General features: G+C 40.7%; 16 protein-coding genes and 3 tRNA genes. 5 read left to right on the top strand and 14 right to left on the bottom strand.

All coding sequences use genetic code 11. The features are described 5' to 3' along the window. Nucleotides 1-71: 71 nt before the first annotated feature. The 14 genes from ABNR88_RS02355 to rpoZ all read right to left on the bottom strand — a co-directional run bounded on the left by ABNR88_RS02355 (nt 72) and on the right by rpoZ (nt 15,624). Nucleotides 72-551, bottom strand: a complete 480-nt coding sequence (locus ABNR88_RS02355; RefSeq protein ID WP_291927446.1) for a MarR family transcriptional regulator — start codon at nt 549-551, stop codon at nt 72-74. 60 nt (nt 552-611) lie between these two features. Continuing rightward, on the bottom strand, nt 612-1,367 hold the full coding sequence (locus ABNR88_RS02350) for an ABC transporter ATP-binding protein (RefSeq protein WP_291927449.1): 756 nt from the start codon (nt 1,365-1,367) through the stop codon (nt 612-614). Continuing rightward, nucleotides 1,367-2,125, bottom strand: coding sequence for an ABC transporter ATP-binding protein (locus tag ABNR88_RS02345; RefSeq protein WP_291927451.1), 759 nt, complete (start codon nt 2,123-2,125; stop codon nt 1,367-1,369). Before ABNR88_RS02345 ends, ABNR88_RS02350 begins: the two co-directional genes overlap by 1 nt. 1 nt (nt 2,126) lies before the next feature. Continuing rightward, nucleotides 2,127-3,263 carry a branched-chain amino acid ABC transporter permease gene (locus ABNR88_RS02340; protein ID WP_291927454.1) on the bottom strand — a complete coding sequence of 379 codons (1,137 nt, stop codon included), beginning with the start codon at nt 3,261-3,263 and terminating at the stop codon, nt 2,127-2,129. 3 nt (nt 3,264-3,266) lie between these two features. After that, nucleotides 3,267-4,283: a branched-chain amino acid ABC transporter permease gene (locus ABNR88_RS02335; RefSeq protein WP_291927457.1), complete on the bottom strand. Its 1,017-nt coding sequence runs from the start codon at nt 4,281-4,283 to the stop codon at nt 3,267-3,269. Between the two features lie 150 nt (nt 4,284-4,433). Then, nucleotides 4,434-5,777, bottom strand: coding sequence for an ABC transporter substrate-binding protein (locus ABNR88_RS02330; RefSeq protein WP_291927460.1), 1,344 nt, complete (start codon nt 5,775-5,777; stop codon nt 4,434-4,436). A gap of 138 nt (nt 5,778-5,915) precedes the next feature. Beyond that, complete coding sequence (locus ABNR88_RS02325) at nt 5,916-6,395, bottom strand: MarR family transcriptional regulator (RefSeq protein ID WP_291927464.1); 480 nt, start codon at nt 6,393-6,395, stop codon at nt 5,916-5,918. Nucleotides 6,396-6,522: 127 nt separating this feature from the next. Continuing rightward, nucleotides 6,523-8,394: a propionyl-CoA synthetase gene (locus tag ABNR88_RS02320; RefSeq protein ID WP_291927467.1), complete on the bottom strand. Its 1,872-nt coding sequence runs from the start codon at nt 8,392-8,394 to the stop codon at nt 6,523-6,525. A gap of 112 nt (nt 8,395-8,506) precedes the next feature. Beyond that, a complete protein-coding gene (gene prpF, locus ABNR88_RS02315) occupies nt 8,507-9,694 on the bottom strand; it encodes a 2-methylaconitate cis-trans isomerase PrpF (protein WP_291927470.1) in 1,188 nt (395 codons plus the stop codon). After that, nucleotides 9,694-12,309, bottom strand: a complete 2,616-nt coding sequence (gene acnD, locus ABNR88_RS02310) for a Fe/S-dependent 2-methylisocitrate dehydratase AcnD (protein ID WP_348669920.1) — start codon at nt 12,307-12,309, stop codon at nt 9,694-9,696. The genes prpF and acnD overlap by 1 nt, the downstream gene beginning before the upstream one ends. 87 nt (nt 12,310-12,396) lie before the next feature. Continuing rightward, nucleotides 12,397-13,557 carry a 2-methylcitrate synthase gene (gene prpC / locus ABNR88_RS02305; protein ID WP_291927477.1) on the bottom strand — a complete coding sequence of 387 codons (1,161 nt, stop codon included), beginning with the start codon at nt 13,555-13,557 and terminating at the stop codon, nt 12,397-12,399. A 2-nt stretch (nt 13,558-13,559) separates the two neighbouring features. Then, nucleotides 13,560-14,435 carry a methylisocitrate lyase gene (gene prpB / locus ABNR88_RS02300; protein ID WP_291927480.1) on the bottom strand — a complete coding sequence of 292 codons (876 nt, stop codon included), beginning with the start codon at nt 14,433-14,435 and terminating at the stop codon, nt 13,560-13,562. A gap of 2 nt (nt 14,436-14,437) precedes the next feature. Continuing rightward, entirely contained in the window at nt 14,438-15,127 is a 690-nt protein-coding gene (locus ABNR88_RS02295; RefSeq protein WP_291927483.1) for a GntR family transcriptional regulator, read from the bottom strand. A gap of 164 nt (nt 15,128-15,291) precedes the next feature. Beyond that, the gene (gene rpoZ / locus ABNR88_RS02290) at nt 15,292-15,624 is read right to left on the bottom strand and encodes a DNA-directed RNA polymerase subunit omega (protein ID WP_291927486.1); all 333 of its coding nucleotides are present in this window, start codon (nt 15,622-15,624) and stop codon (nt 15,292-15,294) included. A gap of 70 nt (nt 15,625-15,694) precedes the next feature. On the opposite strand from rpoZ, the gene dnaQ reads away from it, so the two are divergent. The 5 genes from dnaQ to ABNR88_RS02265 all read left to right on the top strand — a co-directional run bounded on the left by dnaQ (nt 15,695) and on the right by ABNR88_RS02265 (nt 18,218). Further along, on the top strand, nt 15,695-16,366 hold the full coding sequence (gene dnaQ / locus ABNR88_RS02285) for a DNA polymerase III subunit epsilon (protein WP_291927489.1): 672 nt from the start codon (nt 15,695-15,697) through the stop codon (nt 16,364-16,366). Between the two features lie 11 nt (nt 16,367-16,377). Continuing rightward, nucleotides 16,378-17,844, top strand: coding sequence for a 4-hydroxy-3-polyprenylbenzoate decarboxylase (gene ubiD / locus ABNR88_RS02280; protein WP_348669917.1), 1,467 nt, complete (start codon nt 16,378-16,380; stop codon nt 17,842-17,844). Nucleotides 17,845-17,906: 62 nt separating this feature from the next. Next, nucleotides 17,907-17,983 (top strand) — tRNA-Pro (locus ABNR88_RS02275). Nucleotides 17,984-18,057: 74 nt separating this feature from the next. Further along, nucleotides 18,058-18,134 (top strand) — tRNA-Arg (locus ABNR88_RS02270). 8 nt (nt 18,135-18,142) lie between these two features. Continuing rightward, a tRNA-His gene (locus tag ABNR88_RS02265) sits at nt 18,143-18,218 on the top strand. The last annotated feature ends 1 nt before the right edge of the window (nt 18,219 follow it).

Genomic DNA, 18,219 nt, shown 5'->3' with positions numbered 1-18,219 from the left:
AGTATTCCTTAATATACCTTTCTAGAAAAGTATATTAAGGAGGTGGTAAAAATATTTTAAAATGGGTCAAACTACCCTTTAAGAAGTTTAGTTAAGAGAACACTTAATAGCACTAATTCCTGTCTAGACAACTTAGACTCAAAAAACTGCTTAGACATATACTGTACTAATGGATAGTTTTTTTCAATAAATTCAACACCAAGCTCGGTAAGTCTAACAATCTTACTTCTTTTATCTGTAGGGTTTGCATCTCTAATAATATAGTTTTTAGATTCTAGCTTGATTAAGACCTTGGTTAAACCTCCTGAAGAGACCATGAGTGAGCTGGACAATAAAGAAGGGGTTAGTCTATGGGGATAAGGAAAAGAGCGTAGTAATACCAATACCTCAAGCTCAAACACAGAAAGGTCAAACTGCTCGCAAACACTTTCAACAAGCAAGTTAAATTGAGAAGATGCCCTACCTAGATTAAGCACGGCCATTGCTAGATTTACATCTATATCAGGCCAGTTCTCATGGAAACGAATTTCTGTATTTTCAACCTTGATCATCTTTTTTGGTATGTGTATTGTTTAAAAAAACACTTCAAAAAGAACAATATCTAAGCGTTTTTAGATGGCTAAGTACTGATGCCTTAACACCTCATCATCCAATACTTCTTGAGCAGTACCGTCAAATACAATCTTTCCAGTATCCAATATCAGTGCCCTGTCAGCTAAACGCAATGCGGCTACCGCATTTTGTTCAACAATAATCGTAGTAATACCCAACTTCTTGATGCTTAACAATATCTCTTCAATTTCATGCACAATAACCGGAGCAAGACCTTCATAAGGCTCATCCAACAATAACAGCTTTACATCACGCGCCAACGCTCTGGCAACTGCCAACATTTGCTGTTCACCACCAGAAAGAGTAACACCATCTTGATCCTTTCTTTCTCCTAATCTTGGAAAATGCTCATAGATACGCTCTATAGTCCAGCCAATAGGCCCTTCTATTTGCGCCAACTGTAAGTTTTCTTCCACCGTCAAACCGCCAATAATACAACGATCCTCTGGCACCAATGCGACACCTACTTGCGCCACTTGGTAATCTTCCATTTCATGCAAAGGCTGGTGATCTAACCACATCTCTCCGTGATTCACTTGTGGATCAGAAGCACGGGCAATTGATCTAAGTGTTGAGGTTTTGCCCGCACCATTTCTACCTAGTAATGCAAGAATTTCACCTTCTCGAATATCAAAGCTAACACCTTGAACAATATAACTTTCACCATAATAAGAGTGAATATCCCAACAAGAGAAAAACGCAGGGTCCGCGCCCTGAGAAACAATAGGTTTTGCTTTATTTTTAGTATCACTCATTATTCACCCCCGCCTAAATAAGCTTCTTGTACGATTGGATTACCTTTAATTTCATCAGGCGTGCCTGTTGCAATAATTTTTCCTCTTGCTAGTACAGAAATAGTATCTGCAACACTAAACACAACATGCATATCATGTTCGATAATAATTTTTGTCATACCACCTTCTTTAATCTTTTTAAGCAGCTCAATGGTTTGATTAGTGTCATGTCGTGCCATTCCAGCAGTTGGCTCGTCTAACAATAATAGCTTTGGATGTTGTATTAAACACATTGCCAACTCAAGCCGACGCTTATCACCACGTGACATGCTTCCTGACATATTATGCATTTTATCTTCCATGCCAATACTTGCCAAGATGTCAACTGCCTCATTCATAATATCTTTTTCGTCAGCCAAATCTCTAAAAATTTTAAACTTAAAGGAGCCGTCTCGTTTTGCCAACGCTGGAATCATGACATTTTCTAGTAAAGATAGATCTGTAAATATTTCCGGTGTTTGAAAAACTCGCACCAAACCCATCTGATTGATTTCATGTGCTTGTTTTCCAATAACATCCTTGTTATCAAATAATACTTCGCCAGTATCTGGCTCTAGTAAGCCAATAATAACATTTAATAAGGTTGACTTACCTGCGCCATTTGGGCCAATAATTGCATGAACCTTGCCCTTTTCAATGTTAAGATTAATGTCAGTTAATGCCTTCAAGCCACCAAAAGTTTTATTAACATTGCTAATTTTTAAAACAGATTCGCTCATTTTATTCGCCTCCTTGTTTTAATTTTTCTTGTTCTTTATTTTTTGTAAATCTATTTTTAATCTTCTGGAAACCCTCTGTAACACCACCCGGTAAGAAGATAACAACAATCATAAACATGAGCCCCAAGGTTAGGTGCCAACCCTCACCAACAAATGGTGAAACCACCACCACCATCGTATCATTAAGCCACTGAGGTAAAAAGGAGAAGAAGCCATGTAAAGTAGCCTCATTAACTGCTGAAAAGATATTCTCAAGGTACTTGATAATTGCCACACCTAGCAAAGGCCCATACAATGTACCTACGCCACCCAAGATAGTCATCAATACCACTTCACCAGAAGCAGTCCATTGCATTCTTTCTGCACCAGCTAATGGATCTGTAACTGCCATCAATGAGCCAGCCAATCCTGCAAACATGCCAGAAATAATAAAGGCAGTCACCAAGTATGGTCGGGTATTGTAGCCCGTGTATTTCATTCTATGTTGGTTAGATTTAATCGCTTTAAGTTTTAACCCAAAAGGAGAGTTAAATATTTTTAAAGAGATAAAAAATGCCAGTATAAGTAATACAGCAGTGAAATAAAATCCTGAATATCCACTCATAGAGATACCAAATAACTCAGTAGAAGGCAGCCCTCCCCCTGTTGCTACATCACTAAACAAGCGGTCAAGCACCCTCGGGTCACCAGCAGCAATTGTTAGGCCAGTTTCACCATTAGTAAGTGGTGTTAGGACCGAATAAGCCAAATTATAAAACATCTGTGCAAAGGCTAATGTTAGGATCGAAAAGTAAATACCTGATCTGCGTAAGCTGACATACCCTACCAAGGCGGCAATAATGCCAGCAAACAGCGTACCAAAAACAATTGCTGGAAGCACGTTCATGCTCAACAGCTTAAAAGACCAAACGGCTGTATAAGAGCCTACACCAATGAAGATAGCATGACCGAATGACAAATACCCAGTTAAACCAAATAAAATATTATAGCCAATCGCAAAAATACCAAAAATAGCAAATTTTTGCAATAAGTCTGGGTAGTTAGCACCAAGAGGACTTAGCCACACCGGCATGCTTAATATAACAATTGTAAAAATTGCCATGATAAAGAGATCACTACGTTTTTTTTCAATTTTCATGCTCTAGTCCTCCATTACACCTTTACGCCCCATCAAACCACGAGGACGTGTTAACAAAATAATCACAGCAACTAAATAAATAATAACTTGATCAATGCCTGGTAGATACTGACTTACAATAGTCATAGATGCGAATGATTGCAAAACTCCCAATAAAAATCCTGCAGCAACAGCACCAGGTAAAGAGCCCATGCCGCCAACCACAACTACCACAAAAGAAAGAACCAAGAAGTCCATCCCCATATGGTAATCAGGCGGCAAAATTGGTGCATACATCACACCTGCGAGTCCTGCAACAACTGATGCAAGGCCAAATACAATGGTAAATTTTCGTTGCACATTAATACCTAAAAATCCAACCATTTGACGGTCAAACATACCCGCTCTAACTACCATTCCAAACGTAGTTAGCTGCAGGAATGCAAACACAGAACCGATAACCAATAATGAAAAAGATAAATAGATTAATCGCCACCAAGGGTATACCAAGTTATCACTCAAGCCTAACCAAGTTCCGACTGCTGCACTACTAGATACAATATCAGGTGCTGGCATAGGAATCGGATTAGCGCCAAAGAAATGACGAATCACCTCTTGAATAACAATCGCCAAGCCGAAAGTAACCAAAATTTGCTCTGCATGCGTACGCTTATAGAAGTGCCTGATCAGCCCTCTTTCCATAGCTAGACCAATCAACAGCATCACAGGTATCGCCATCAGAATAGATAACGGTACCGCATAATCTATAATGGTGAGCCCCACATCCCCAAACCATATCTCTAGATATGCCTGTTCCTTATAAGCAGTAAAAAAAGTAATACTTGGGTCAATCACCTTAACCGATATGGTTAAAATTTTCTGAAATGTGACTGCGCAAAACGCACCCAACATAAACAATGCGCCATGTGCAAAATTCACCACACCCAGTGTACCAAATACCAATGTTAGTCCAAGCGCAATTAAAGCATAAGCTGCGCCTTTATCTAGACCGTTAAGTAATTGTATTAAAACAGCGTCCATAATAGATTCTCTCTTATTAAGTTATAACAAATATTTATTGTAACTTAATAAGAGGAAATTCCTCCGATTAAGTTACAATAAATTCAAATCATAAAAAATGCCAACCACAACTAACTTGCAATTGGCACTCCAGATTAAAACCTTAGAAACTTAGACTTTGTAAGGACCTAGATTACCACCAAAAATTGATGCATCGTACTCAACCTGAGCACGTGGCACTTCTTTAACGATATCAAGTAGGTCAAACTGTGTACTTGGATTTTGCTTACCACGAACCACCAATACATCTTTGAAACACTGGTGATCTTCAGCACGATACTCAGTTGCACCGTTACCCATACCATCAAACTTAAAGCCTTCTAGTTGTCTGATAACTTCAGGTGGATAGAATGTACCCGCATTTTCACAAGCATTTGCATAAAGCAATGTTTGTACGTAACAAGTATGTGCCGCCATTGAAGGTGGGAAGCCGTACTCTGTACCGAATGATTTAACGAAAGCTTTAGAACCTTCGTCTTTTAACTGCCAATCCCAGTTAGTTGTACCCAAAATACCCTGTAGGTTTTTACCAGCACCCTGTGCCATAAGACGAGAGTATAAAGGCACAATAATTTCAAACTGTTTACCATTAACTAATTTGTCGCGCAAACCAAACTGTACAGACTGCGTCAATGAGTTAATCATATCCTTACCATAGTGGTTAAGAATTAGCGTGTCAGCACCTGAATTTAAAATTGGCGTAATAAACTGTGAGAAGTCGCCAGCACCTACTGGTGTTTTAACAGCTGCAGTTGTATTCCAACCCAAGCCTTCTGTAGTTTCTCTAATAGACTCTTCTTGTGTCCAACCCCAAGTGTAATCAGAAGTCAGGTGGTATGCGTTTCTATTGGTACCCATTTCTTCTTTAAGTACAGGACCCAAAGCAGAACCTGTCATTTTCGCATTAAAGAAATGACGGAAACCGTAACGACGCTTATCCTTACCTGTTGTATCATTTGAGTGAGTTAGGCCAGCCATGAAAATAACGCCCGCTTCTTGCGCTAGACTTTGTACTGCAATTGCCACACCTGATGATGAACCACCAGAGAACATAATAACATTATCTTTCTCAATCATACGCTTAGCAGAGGCACGTGCTGCGTCTGACTTAGTTTGCGTATCACCTGTTACATAAGTAACCTTCTTACCTAAAATACCATTGCCGGTTAAATTCATTGGCTTCATGGTATTCATCATACCGCCATCGCCTTCACCATTTAAATGCTTAACAGCTAGTTTAAAGGCACGTAACTCGTCTGCACCTTCGTCAGCGTATGCGCCAGTCTGTGGCACATTAAAACCTAATGTGACAGTAGATGAATTTCCTGGATTGTTAGTAAAATCTTTTGCATAAGCGCCTTTAGTAAAAAACATTGGTGCTGCTGCTAGTGCCGCACTGGTTTTTAACATGTCTCTACGACTTATTGTATTTTGGTCTTTCGTATTCTCACTCATTTGTATTTCCCCTATTATTGTTTTTTCCAATTCAATGATACTCAGAATAACAACTCTGTTTTAACTATCATTATTTTCTAATATACCTTTCTGGAAAGGTTTCTGGAAAGGTTTCTGGAAAAAGATAAAAAAACTTTTTTAATTTTTAAGTAATTTTGTCAACAAATTTGTTAATAACGCCAACTCTCGTTTAGACAACTTAGACTCAAAAAACTGCTTAGACATATACTGTACTAATGGATAGTTTTTTTCAATAAATTCAACACCAAGCTCGGTAAGTCTAACAATCTTACTTCTTTTATCTGTAGGGTTTGCATCTCTAATAATATAGTTTTTAGATTCTAGCTTGATTAAGACCTTGGTTAAACCTCCTGAAGAGACCATGAGTGAGCTGGACAATAAAGAAGGGGTTAGTCTATGGGGATAAGGAAAAGAGCGTAGTAATACCAATACCTCAAGCTCAAACACAGAAAGGTCAAACTGCTCGCAAACACTTTCAACAAGCAAGTTAAATTGAGAAGATGCCCTACCTAGATTAAGCACGGCCATTGCTAGATTTACATCTATATCAGGCCAGTTCTCATGGAAACGAATTTCTGTATTTTCAACCTTGATCATCTTTTTTGGTATGTGTATTGTTTAACAACAAATAATACCTAAAAAAAAATAATACCTAAAAGTCATTCTTGATAAGAATCAAGATAAACAATCATCAGATTAACACATGATTTGAGGGATGCTTACATTATGGCAAGGCCTGCTGAATCTCATCCAAAATAGCAGGATCATCAATAGTTGACGGTACAACATAATCTTCGCCATCTACCAATTGTCTCAAGGTTTTTCTCAAAATTTTACCAGAGCGTGTTTTAGGTAAACGCTCAACAATAACAGTGTCTTTGTAACAGGCTACTGCACCAATTTTCTCTCGCATTAATTGAACCAACGCTTGTTTAATGTCTGCTTGATCAAACTCAGCGCCTGACTTCAAAATGGCAAATCCTAATGGCATCTGTCCTTTAAGATTGTCGTTTCTGCCAATCACTGCACACTCTGCCACAGCTGGGTGCGTGCCAATAATTTCTTCCATCTCACCTGTTGACAATCGATGACCGGAAACGTTAATTACATCATCAGTACGCCCCATCACAAAAAGATATCCATCATCATCAATATAGCCACCATCACCACTGACGTAGTAACCCGGAAAGGTTTCTAAATAGCCTGCCTTAAATCGATCCATATCACCCCATACTGTGGTTAAACAACTAGGAGGTAAAGGTAGCTTAATAGCAATATTGCCTTGCTGATTAGCAGCAACCTCTTGACCGTTGTCATCCAAAATACTCACATTAAAACCTGGTACAGGTACGGTTGACGAGCCTGGCTTAATCGGCATCTTTTCAATACCTAGCATATTGGCTGAAATTGCCCAACCTGTTTCTGTTTGCCACCAATGATCAATAATAGGTAGATCAAACTGCTCATTGAGCCATTCGTAAGTTGGTGGATCTAGTCGCTCACCCGCAGCAAATAAAGTTTTTAGAGAGGATAAATCATATTGCTTAATGAAATCACCATTAGGATCTTCTTTTTTAATTGCTCTGAAGGCAGTCGGCGCTGTAAATAATGCCTTAACTTTGTAATCAGAAATTACCCGCCAAAAGGCGCCTGCATCAGGCGTCATAATTGGCTTTCCTTCAAAAAATACTGTTGTACACCCTTGCAATAATGGTGCATACACAATATAAGAATGGCCCACTACCCAGCCCACGTCAGAGGCAGACCAAAAAACCTCACCTGGCTTCATGTCATAAATGGCACTCATACTATACTTCATTGCAACCGCATGGCCACCATTTTCACGCACCACTCCCTTAGGCTTGCCAGTGGTGCCAGACGTATATAGAATGTAGAGTAAATCAGTTCCTTTAACTGGCGTACATGGCGCTGCTTTAGCTTTACTGACAACCTCTACCCAGTCTAAATCACCATCTTGAGAAAGATCGGCTACTGCTTCAGGGCGTTGATAAACCACAACATTTTTCGGTGTATGTTTGGCAATTTTAATGGCATTATCAATTAATGGCTTGTATTCAATAACGCGCTTTATTTCAATACCACAAGAGGCGCTTAAAATGACTTTTGGACTGGCATCATCAATTCGAACCGCCAACTCAGGCGCCGCAAAACCACCAAAAACAACTGAGTGAATAGCACCAATACGAGCACAAGCTAACATTGCAACTGCCGCTTGAGGAATCATAGGCATATATACAATAACACGATCACCTTTTTCAACCCCCAAGTCTTTTAGCATGCCTGCAGTTTGCGCCACTTCATCACGAAGCTCTCGGTAGCTATAGGTCTTTTTTGTATTGGTAACTGGTGAGTCGTAAATTAACGCAGCTTGATCAGCACGGCCATTTTCAACATGATAATCAAGTGCCATGTAGGCTGTATTCATTTCACCATCTGCAAACCAGTGATGAATACCCTCTTCATCTTGTGTTAAAACTTTTTGTGGTGGCTGGAACCATTTAAGGTCTTCAGATTTTTCTTTCCAGAATCCTTCTGGGTCATTTTTTGATGCGTCCAATTCTTGTTGGTAGTTCATTTTGAATCTCCTATCGTTAAACATCAATCCAACCTAAAAAAACATTAAAGCAGGAAAATGTTATTTATTTAATCTTTTAACTCTCTCTAAAATTTATTAGTCATTTAACCCATTATAAATGATCAAAAACATTGCCAGGAATGTACACGGAGCCTTTCATTAAGATTCTAGCACTGCGACTCATTACCACCTTGTTGACCGTCCAATCACCCTTGTCTTGCACAGCTTCTGCGCCCACCTTTAGAGTACCTGACGGATGTCCAAAAACTACCGACTTTCGCTCACTACCACCGGCCGCAAGATTTACTAGCGTACCAGGAATGACTGCTGCAGTTCCAATGGCTACTGCCGCAGTTCCCATCATTGCATGGTGCAATAGCCCCATCGATAAAGCTCTAACGTTCAAATCAATATCATCTGCATTAATCGTTTTAGCACTCGAAGAGGTGTAGTCTTGAGACTGGCCAACAAAAGCAACTTTAGGTGTGTGCTGACGATCTGCAGCCTGCTCAATGTCATCTATCAGGCCCATCTTTATAGCGCCATATGCACGAATAGTCTCAAACATGGCTAAAGCCTTTTTATCACTATTAATATCAGTTTGCAACTCTATACCAGTGTAATTAATCGCCTCAGCATTCAAGAAAATTGTTGGAATGCCTGCGTTAATCATTGTTACTTTAAATGTGCCAACCCCAGGAACCTCCAAATCATCCACTAAATTTCCAGTCGGGAACATGGCTTCAGAAGCATCCACTGGGCTCATGAATTCAACCTGAACTTCTGCTGCAGGAAAGGTGACACCATCTAACTCGAAATCGCCTGTTTCCTGAACCTCGCCATCAATCATCGGCACTTGGGCAATGATAGTTTTGCTAATGTTTTCCTGCCAAATGCGAACAGTCGCTATGCCATTTTTGGGAATGCGTTCGACATCAACCAAACCCTGGCCAATTGCAAAAGAGCCAACGGCAGCAGTCAAATTTCCACAATTTCCGCTCCAATCCACAAAAGGCTTATCAATGGACACTTGACCAAAAAGATAATCAACATCATGGTCTATTTTTGAGCTTTTCGATAAGATAACACTTTTACTAGTGCTTGAGGTTGCCCCGCCCATGCCGTCAGTTTGCTTATGATACGGATCAGGGCTGCCAATAACACGAAGCAGCATCGCATCGCGCGCTGCACCGGCGACTTTGCACACTTCAGGTAGATCGTCCAGATTAAAGAAAACCCCTTTACTAGTTCCGCCACGCATATACGTAGCAGGAATTTTAATTTGAGGCTTAAAAGTCATTATGAGTTTTCCTCTAAAAAATCTTGTGCAAAACGCTGTAACACACCACCAGCAGAATAAACCTGAACTTCTTCAGCCGTATCTAGGCGACACTTAACTGGAATGTCTACACGCTCGCCATTAGTACGCGTCATTTTCACAATTAGATCAGACCCTGGTGCAATCTCACCTTCAACATCAAAGGTTTCACTACCATCAATATGATAAGTTGCACGCGTTTCATTTTTAACAAATTCAAGTGGCAATACACCCATACCAACCAAATTGGTTCTATGAATACGCTCAAAACCTTCAGCAATAATTGTTTCAACACCCGCCAAACGAACTCCTTTTGCAGCCCAATCACGTGACGAACCCTGACCATAGTCAGCACCTGCAATAATGATTAGAGGTTGGGCACGATCCATGTAGGTTTCGATTGCTTCCCACATACGCATTTCCACACTTTCTGGCTCAACACGAGCAAGTGAACCTTGCTTGATTTCTCCTGTTTTTCCATTAACACCATCACGACACATTTCGTTCAACAATTTTGGATTAGCAAAAGTGGCACGTTGCGCTGTTAAATGATCACCACGGTGAGTAGCATAAGAGTTGAAATCCTCTTCTGGTAAACCCATTTTATGTAAATAAGCACCTGCGGCGCTATCCAGCATAATTGCATTTGACGGCGATAAATGATCGGTGGTAATGTTGTCACCCAATACAGCAAGAGGACGCATACCTTTCATGGTTCGCTCACCTGCTAACGCACCTTCCCAGTAAGGAGGGCGACTAATGTAAGTGCTTTTATCATCCCAATCATATAAAGGACTCTTTGCCTCTTGTATAACGCCAAGATCAAACATTGGGTTATAAATTTGTTGAAACATTTGCGGCTTAACACTGGATTTTACAATTGCATCGATTTCTGTATCTGAAGGCCAAATATCTTTCAAGGTAATTGGGTTGCCATTTTTATCGTTACCCAAGCTATCTTGTTCAATGTCAAAGCGCATGGTACCTGCCAGTGCATAGGCAACCACCAAAGGTGGAGACGCTAGAAAGGCTTGTTTCGCATAAGGATGAATACGACCATCAAAATTACGATTCCCAGAAAGCACCGCTGTTGCATATAAATCACGCTCAATAATCTCATCACGAATAACAGGATCTAGCGCACCAGACATACCATTACAAGTTGTACAGGCAAAGCCCACGATACCAAATCCAAGCGCTTCAAGTTCACTTAACAAGCCCGCTTCTTTTAAGTAAAGTTCAGCAACTTTTGAACCTGGTGCAAATGAAGTCTTAACCCAAGGTTTACGAACCAGGCCAAGCTCATTAGCCTTACGCGCAACTAGTCCAGCGGCAACAACATTGCGCGGATTAGAAGTGTTAGTACAAGAAGTGATCGCAGCGATAATAACCGCACCATCAGGCATTTTTCCTGCGGCTTCTTCAGCCTGCGCTTTATCCAAATTCTTAGCGATACCACTTGACACAAGATCAGCAGTTGCTAGGCGACGATGAGGATTAGATGGGCCCGCCATATTACGACCAACCAATGATAAGTCAAACGTGAGCACACGCTGATATTGAGCATTTACCAAATCATCTGCCCAAAGGCCTGTTGATTTTGCGTAGCGCTCAACTAAAGCAACTTGTTCAGGATCACGACCTGTTAACCTTAGATAATCAATGGTTTGCTCATCAATATAGAACAAACCTGCTGAGGCGCCATATTCAGGCGTCATGTTAGAGATTGTTGCACGGTCTCCGATTGTTAGATTTTTAGTGCCATCACCAAAAAATTCTAGATAAGCTGAAACAACCTTTTCGTTTCGTAAAAACTCAGTAATGGCAAGAACCACATCAGTTGCTGTAATACCTTCCTGGCGCTCACCTATTAGCTTAACACCAATAATATTAGGTAGACGCATCATAGATGGCAAGCCAAGCATAACTGTTTCTGCCTCTAATCCGCCCACACCAATTGCCATCACTCCCAATGCATCAACGTGTGGCGTGTGAGAATCGGTACCCACACAAGTGTCAGGAAATGCAACACCTTCTCGCGCTTGAATAACAGGCGACATTTTTTCCAAATTAATCTGATGCATAATGCCGTTACCCGCAGGAATAACATCAACATTTTTAAAAGAGGTTTTGCACCATTCGATAAAATCAAAACGGTCTTTATTGCGACGATCTTCAATGGCACGGTTTTTTTCAAATGCATCTGCGTCAAAACCAGGCGCCTCAACCGCAAGAGAATGATCAACAATTAACTGGGTCTGCACTACCGGGTTAACCTTAGCAGGATCTCCGCCTTGATCTGCAATAGCATCACGCAAACCTGCCAAATCAACCAATGCTGTCTGCCCTAAGATATCATGACAAACGACACGGGCAGGATACCAAGGAAAATCTAAATCTTGCTTGCTTTCAATAAGTTGCTTTAGCGAGTCTGTGAGCATCTCTGGCTGGCAACGACGCACAAGCTGCTCGGCGAGAATACGAGACGTATAGGGAAGCTTAGCGTAAGCACCAGAAGTAATCTCATCAATCGCTTGACGCGTATCGAAATAATCTAAATCTGTACCATCAAGGTGTTTGCGATAATTTGTATTCATTGGTTACTTTTTTCCGTCAATTTACTTTCTTGTTGTCTTAAGTTTATTTGAGTAGGCTATTCAATTAAGCCACTCATTGTTATACATTTATCCACGATCAGCCAAAGGTACAAATGTAAGATTCTCAGGGCCAGTATAGTTTGCCGCTGGGCGAATTATCTTTCCGTCCTGGCGCTGTTCAATCACATGCGCTCCCCAGCCTGTTGTTCTTGAGATAACAAAAAGTGGCGTAAACATATCGGTTGGAACACCCATTTGCTCATAAGAAACTGCCGAGAACCAGTCTAGATTTGGAAACATTTTCTTTTCATCCATCATCACCGATTCAATACGTTCAGCAACCTTGAACATGGTTGTATTTCCATTTGACTCAGAGAGCTGTTTTGCAACGCGTTTAATAACTTCATTACGCGGATCAGAAACGGTATAAACAGGATGACCAAAGCCAATAATAATTTCTTTACGTGCCATGCGTTCACGAATATCCGCTTCAGCTTCTTCAGCATTGTTATAACGCTTTTGAATATCAGAGGCCACTTCATTGGCACCACCATGTTTTGGCCCACGTAATGCGCCAATTGCACCCGTAATACAAGAATGAATATCAGATTCAGTGCCCGCAATAACTCGCCCTGTAAAGGTTGAAGCGTTAAACTCATGCTCCGCATAAAGTATTAATGAAACATGCATAGCTTTTACCCACTCATCAGAAGGTAACTCTCCATGCAGCATGTGTAAGAAATGCCCGCCAATTGAATCATCCTCTGTCTCCGTCTCAATGCGTTTGCCATTGTGGCTAAAGTGATACCAGTACAATAGCATAGAGCCAAAACTAGCCATCAAACGATCCAGGGCAGCGCGTGCTTCTGCTTCAGGATGATCATCCTTTTCTGTCATACAAGTACCCATAGCAGAACAACCTGTACGCATTACGTCCATTGGGTGTGCTGAAGGTGGAATATTTTCCAGAATATTTTTAACAGCTGTTGGCAATCCGCGCATACCTTTTAACTTAGCTTTGTAAGACTTAAGTTGGGAAGCTGTGGGCAAAGTACCATGAATAATAAGATGTGCAATTTCTTCAAATTCAGCCTTTTCTGCAAATTCAAGAATATCATAACCACGATAATGTAAGTCATTGCCCGTGCGTCCTACTGTACACACGGCAGTATTTCCTGCTGGCGTACCGGAAAGAGCAACTGATTTTTTTGGCTTAAAGCCCGGTGTTGTTTGGGTTGTTTCACTCATGATTATTTTTCCTCGTTTGCAAATAATTGATCTAGTTTTTGTTCGTATTCATGGTATCCAAGAAAGTCGTACAATTCCATGCGTGTTTGCATTGTATCGACGACATTATTTTGATGACCATCTGCTTTAATATGTTCATAAACATTTAGCGCTGCCTTGCTCATAGCGCGAAATGCACTTAGTGGATATAACTGAAGTTTTACACCAACAGAAGCAAGCTCCTCAGATGAAAATAAAGGTGTTGCCCCAAATTCGGTAATATTTGCCAATACTGGCACATTAACAGCTTTAACAAACTCTTCATACTGCTCAAGTGTATTAATAGCTTCTGGGAAAATCATATCTGCACCAGCCTCTACGCAAGCAATAGCTCTGTCAATCGCAGACTGCATACCTTCGACTGCCAATGCATCTGTGCGTGCCATAATCACAAAATCCGAGTCTGTCTTCGCATCTACAGCAGATTTCACACGGTCAACCATTTCTTGTTGACTGATAATTGCCTTATTAGGGCGATGACCACAGCGCTTTTGCATAACCTGATCTTCAATATGAACGGCACCAGCACCAGCACGCGTAAACTCACGAACGCATCTGGCGATATTAAAAGCGCCACCCCAGCCTGTATCAATATCAACTAATAATGGCAATGCGGTCGCATCAGTGATGCGATAAGTATCTTCCAATACATCCTTCATGGTGGTAATACCCAGATCAGGAATACCCATTGAACAAGCAGCCACGCCACCGCCTGAAAGGTATATAGCCTGGTGGCCAACTTTTTCTGCCATAATGGCCGAATAAGCATTAACTGCACCAACGACTTGCAATGGGTTGTTATCTTCTACTGCTTGACGAAACGCTTTACCTGCACTCATATTTATTCCTTGATTTCTTCTTGATTTAATAAGTTTTCTAAAATTTTCCATGCGCCACTAATATGTCTGCGCATTAATATTTCTGCCAATTCGGGATCTCTATCATTAATTGCATTAACAATTGCATAATGATCATGCAATGCTGGCTCCACTCGAAATGGTATTTGACTGGTGCGATGACGACACATTCTTAATACTTGGTATAACTTATCATTCAAATAATTAATAAGCCACTGATTTTGACATTTGGAAAAAATATAATAATGAAAGTCCAAATCCCCTTCTTTTTGAAAATACTGCTTGCCATCTGATTGCTTGATGGTCGCTTCATGTTTTTCTAATAAACGATATAAATTGTCAATATCAGACTGAGGCATAGCAACACAAGCTAATCGCACAGCAAATCCTTCCATTGCTTCACGCATTTGATACACATCTCTCATCATGGCACAGTCTAGAGTAATAACCCTGGTGCCAGAGTGAGGACGACGATCCACCAATTGAATAGACTCCAGCTTGTGCAAGGCTTCACGCAATGGTCCGCGGCTAATGTCATATGATTTGGCTAAATCCGTCTCACCTATCTTTTGTCCTTGCGGAATAACACCGGTAATAATATCCTCTTTAATCTGCTGAAACACATGCTCAGATAGCGTGTCTTGCTTGATAGGCTGTAATACATTTACATTCATATTGTCAACAATATTTAAAATAAAAAACTAAATTAAGCTAAATTCTACTAAACCTACCAATCATTGTCAACAATCATAAAATAAAAAATCATAATTTGAAAAAATGGGCGAAAAAAAATGACGCCGTAGCGTCATTTTTAATTAAAACAGTTTTTAACTAGATGCTATTCTTGAACCTCTTGAACTTCGTCAACACCTTCGTCAACAGAGGCTACTGATAATTCTGCTTGGATTTCCTGCGTCGTTTCAGCGTCATGAACCTTCTGTTGTGCAGTTAGCTCCTCTTCCATGGCATACTCTTCAGTTAGAATGGATGCATTGATAAGACCCGCCTCAATCTCTCTAAGAGCAACAACAGTCGGCTTATCTTTACCCACATCTAAAGTTGATCTATAGCCACCAGAGCTTAATTGGTGGGCACGTTTCGCAGCAACCAATACTAGCTCAAAACGATTATCTACAAAATCCAAACACTCTTCAACAGTTACTCTTGCCATAATACTCTCTAACTTTTAGTTATGATAAAATCAATCAATTTTACACGAAAATTAACAGGCGCAATATTTTATGGAAAGACTAATTGTTCTAGATACTGAAACCACTGGAATCGAGCCCTCTGAGGGTCATCGTATTATTGAAATTGGTTGTACTGAAATCGTTGATCGAGAGATTACCGAAAATAACGAATACCATCAATACGTTCAGCCTGAGCGCAATGTAGGCGACTCAGTTCGAATTCACGGCATTACCGATAAGTTTTTAACTGGAAAACCTAAATTTGAAGAAATTGTTAGCGAATTTATGGATTATATTAAAGGGGCAACTTTAGTTATTCACAACGCTCCTTTCGACTTAGGCTTTCTGAATCATGAGTTAAAACTATTTGGATCTGATGAGCGCATTGAAGACCATTGTACGATTATTGACTCATTAGAGTTGTCTAAACAACAGCGTCCAGGTACGCTACACAACCTTGACTCTTTATGTCGCCGCTTTGAAATTGATGCCAGTGCTCGAACTGTACATGGCGCCCTACTTGACGCACAAATTCTGGCACAGGTTTATTTAGCCATGACTGGTGGTCAATCAACCTTATTTAGTAATGAGCAATCCTCTGGTGCAGAAGATAAAAAAAATCAAAAAATTATTCGAGTAAATCGTGATCTTGGCAAAATTAAAATCGTCCAAGCGAGCGAAAAAGAGCTTGAAGCGCACCGCACTTACTTTGAAAACGTTTAATTAAATTAATTATGAACTATCAAGATTTACGAGAATTTATTGCCGAGCTTGAAAAACGCGGCGAGCTTAAACGCATCACCACTGAAGTTAATGCAAACTTAGAAATAACTGAAATCTGTCGACGTACACTCGATCAGCAAGGGCCTGCCTTATTGTTTGAAAATGTTAAAGATTCAAGTATTCCTGTCTTGGCTAACTTGTTTGGCACCACAGGGCGCGTTGCAGCAGCCATGGGGCAAGAAGATTTGGTGGCACTTAGAAAGCTTGGAAAACTACTAGCTGAACTTAAACAACCAGAGCCTCCTAAGGGTCTAAAAGATGCCTTTGAAAAGCTACCAACCCTTAAAAAAGTTCTTAACATGCCGGTTAAAACTGTTAAAAAAGGTCAGTGTCAAGAGGTTGTTGTTGAGGGTGATGCGGTAGATTTGTCAACTCTTCCCATTCAAACTTGTTGGCCAGGAGATGTCGCTCCACTAATTACTTGGGGCTTGACCATTACCAAAGGGCCTTTAAAAAAGCGCCAAAACTTGGGTATTTATCGTCAGCAAGTAATTGGCAAAAATAAGCTTATTATGCGCTGGCTATCTCATCGTGGCGGTGCACTAGACTTTAAAGACTGGTGTGAGAAAAATCCAGGCAAGCCGTATCCAGTAGCCGTGGCTATTGGTGCCGACCCTGCCACCACACTAGCAGCTGTTACTCCAATTCCTGATAGTTTAAGTGAATACGCTTTTGCTGGCCTTCTACGCGGCAAAAAAACCAAAGTATGCACTTGTATTGGCAGTGACCTGCAAGTACCTGAAAATGCTGAAATTATTCTTGAAGGTGTTATTCATCCTGACGAGATGGCTGACGAAGGTCCGTATGGCGATCACACGGGCTACTACAATGAAGTTGAGCGTTTTCCTGTATTTACGGTTGAACGCATCACTCATCGCAACAATCCTATTTATCATTCCACTTATACCGGCAAGCCTATTGACGAGCCTGCTGTTTTAGGCGTGGCACTCAATGAAGTCTTTGTTCCTTTGCTTCAGCAACAGTATCCAGAAATTATTGATTTTTACCTACCGCCTGAAGCATGCTCATATCGAATGGCCGTGGTTAGCATTAAAAAGCAATACCCAGGTCATGCCAAACGGGTGATGATGGGGGTTTGGTCATTTTTGCGTCAATTCATGTACACCAAGTTTGTCATTATTGTTGATGATGATATTGATGTAAAAGACTGGAAAGAGGTTATTTGGGCAATGACTACACGTGTTGATCCAACTCGCGACACCACGCTCATCGACAATACACCAATTGACTATCTTGATTTTGCCTCTCCTGTTTCTGGCTTAGGCTCAAAAATGGGAATAGATGCCACCAACAAACTCCCTGGAGAAACTGATCGTGAATGGGGTACACCAATTGTCATGGATAAAGATGTCATTCAAAGAGTTGATGATATCTGGTCAGAATTAAAGATTGATTAATTATAAAAAATCCTGAATTAACTATTTACAATTCATCGTAACAAAGTATAATTCTTTTTTTTCGGAGTATAGCGCAGTTTGGTAGCGTATCTGGTTTGGGACCAGGTGGTCGGGGGTTCAAATCCCTCTACTCCGACCATATTATAAGTTTTGCTCATAAACCTCTATCAATCTTAACGGATTTCAACAGAGAGGCACCTTTTTTAGGTTTATGCGCCCTTAGCTCAGCTGGATAGAGCAACGGCCTTCTAAGCCGTAGGCCTCAGGTTCGAATCCTGAAGGGCGCACCAAGTTTATGGCGGGAATAGCTCAGTTGGTAGAGCCCCGGATTGTGATTCCGGTTGTCGCGGGTTCAAACCCCGTTTCTCGCCCCAT

It is taken from the genome of uncultured Candidatus Thioglobus sp., from assembly GCF_963981275.1.
In the GTDB taxonomy this organism is placed as follows: Bacteria; Pseudomonadota; Gammaproteobacteria; order PS1; family Pseudothioglobaceae; genus Thioglobus_A.
This window is presented reverse-complemented; position numbering and strand designations above follow the sequence as displayed.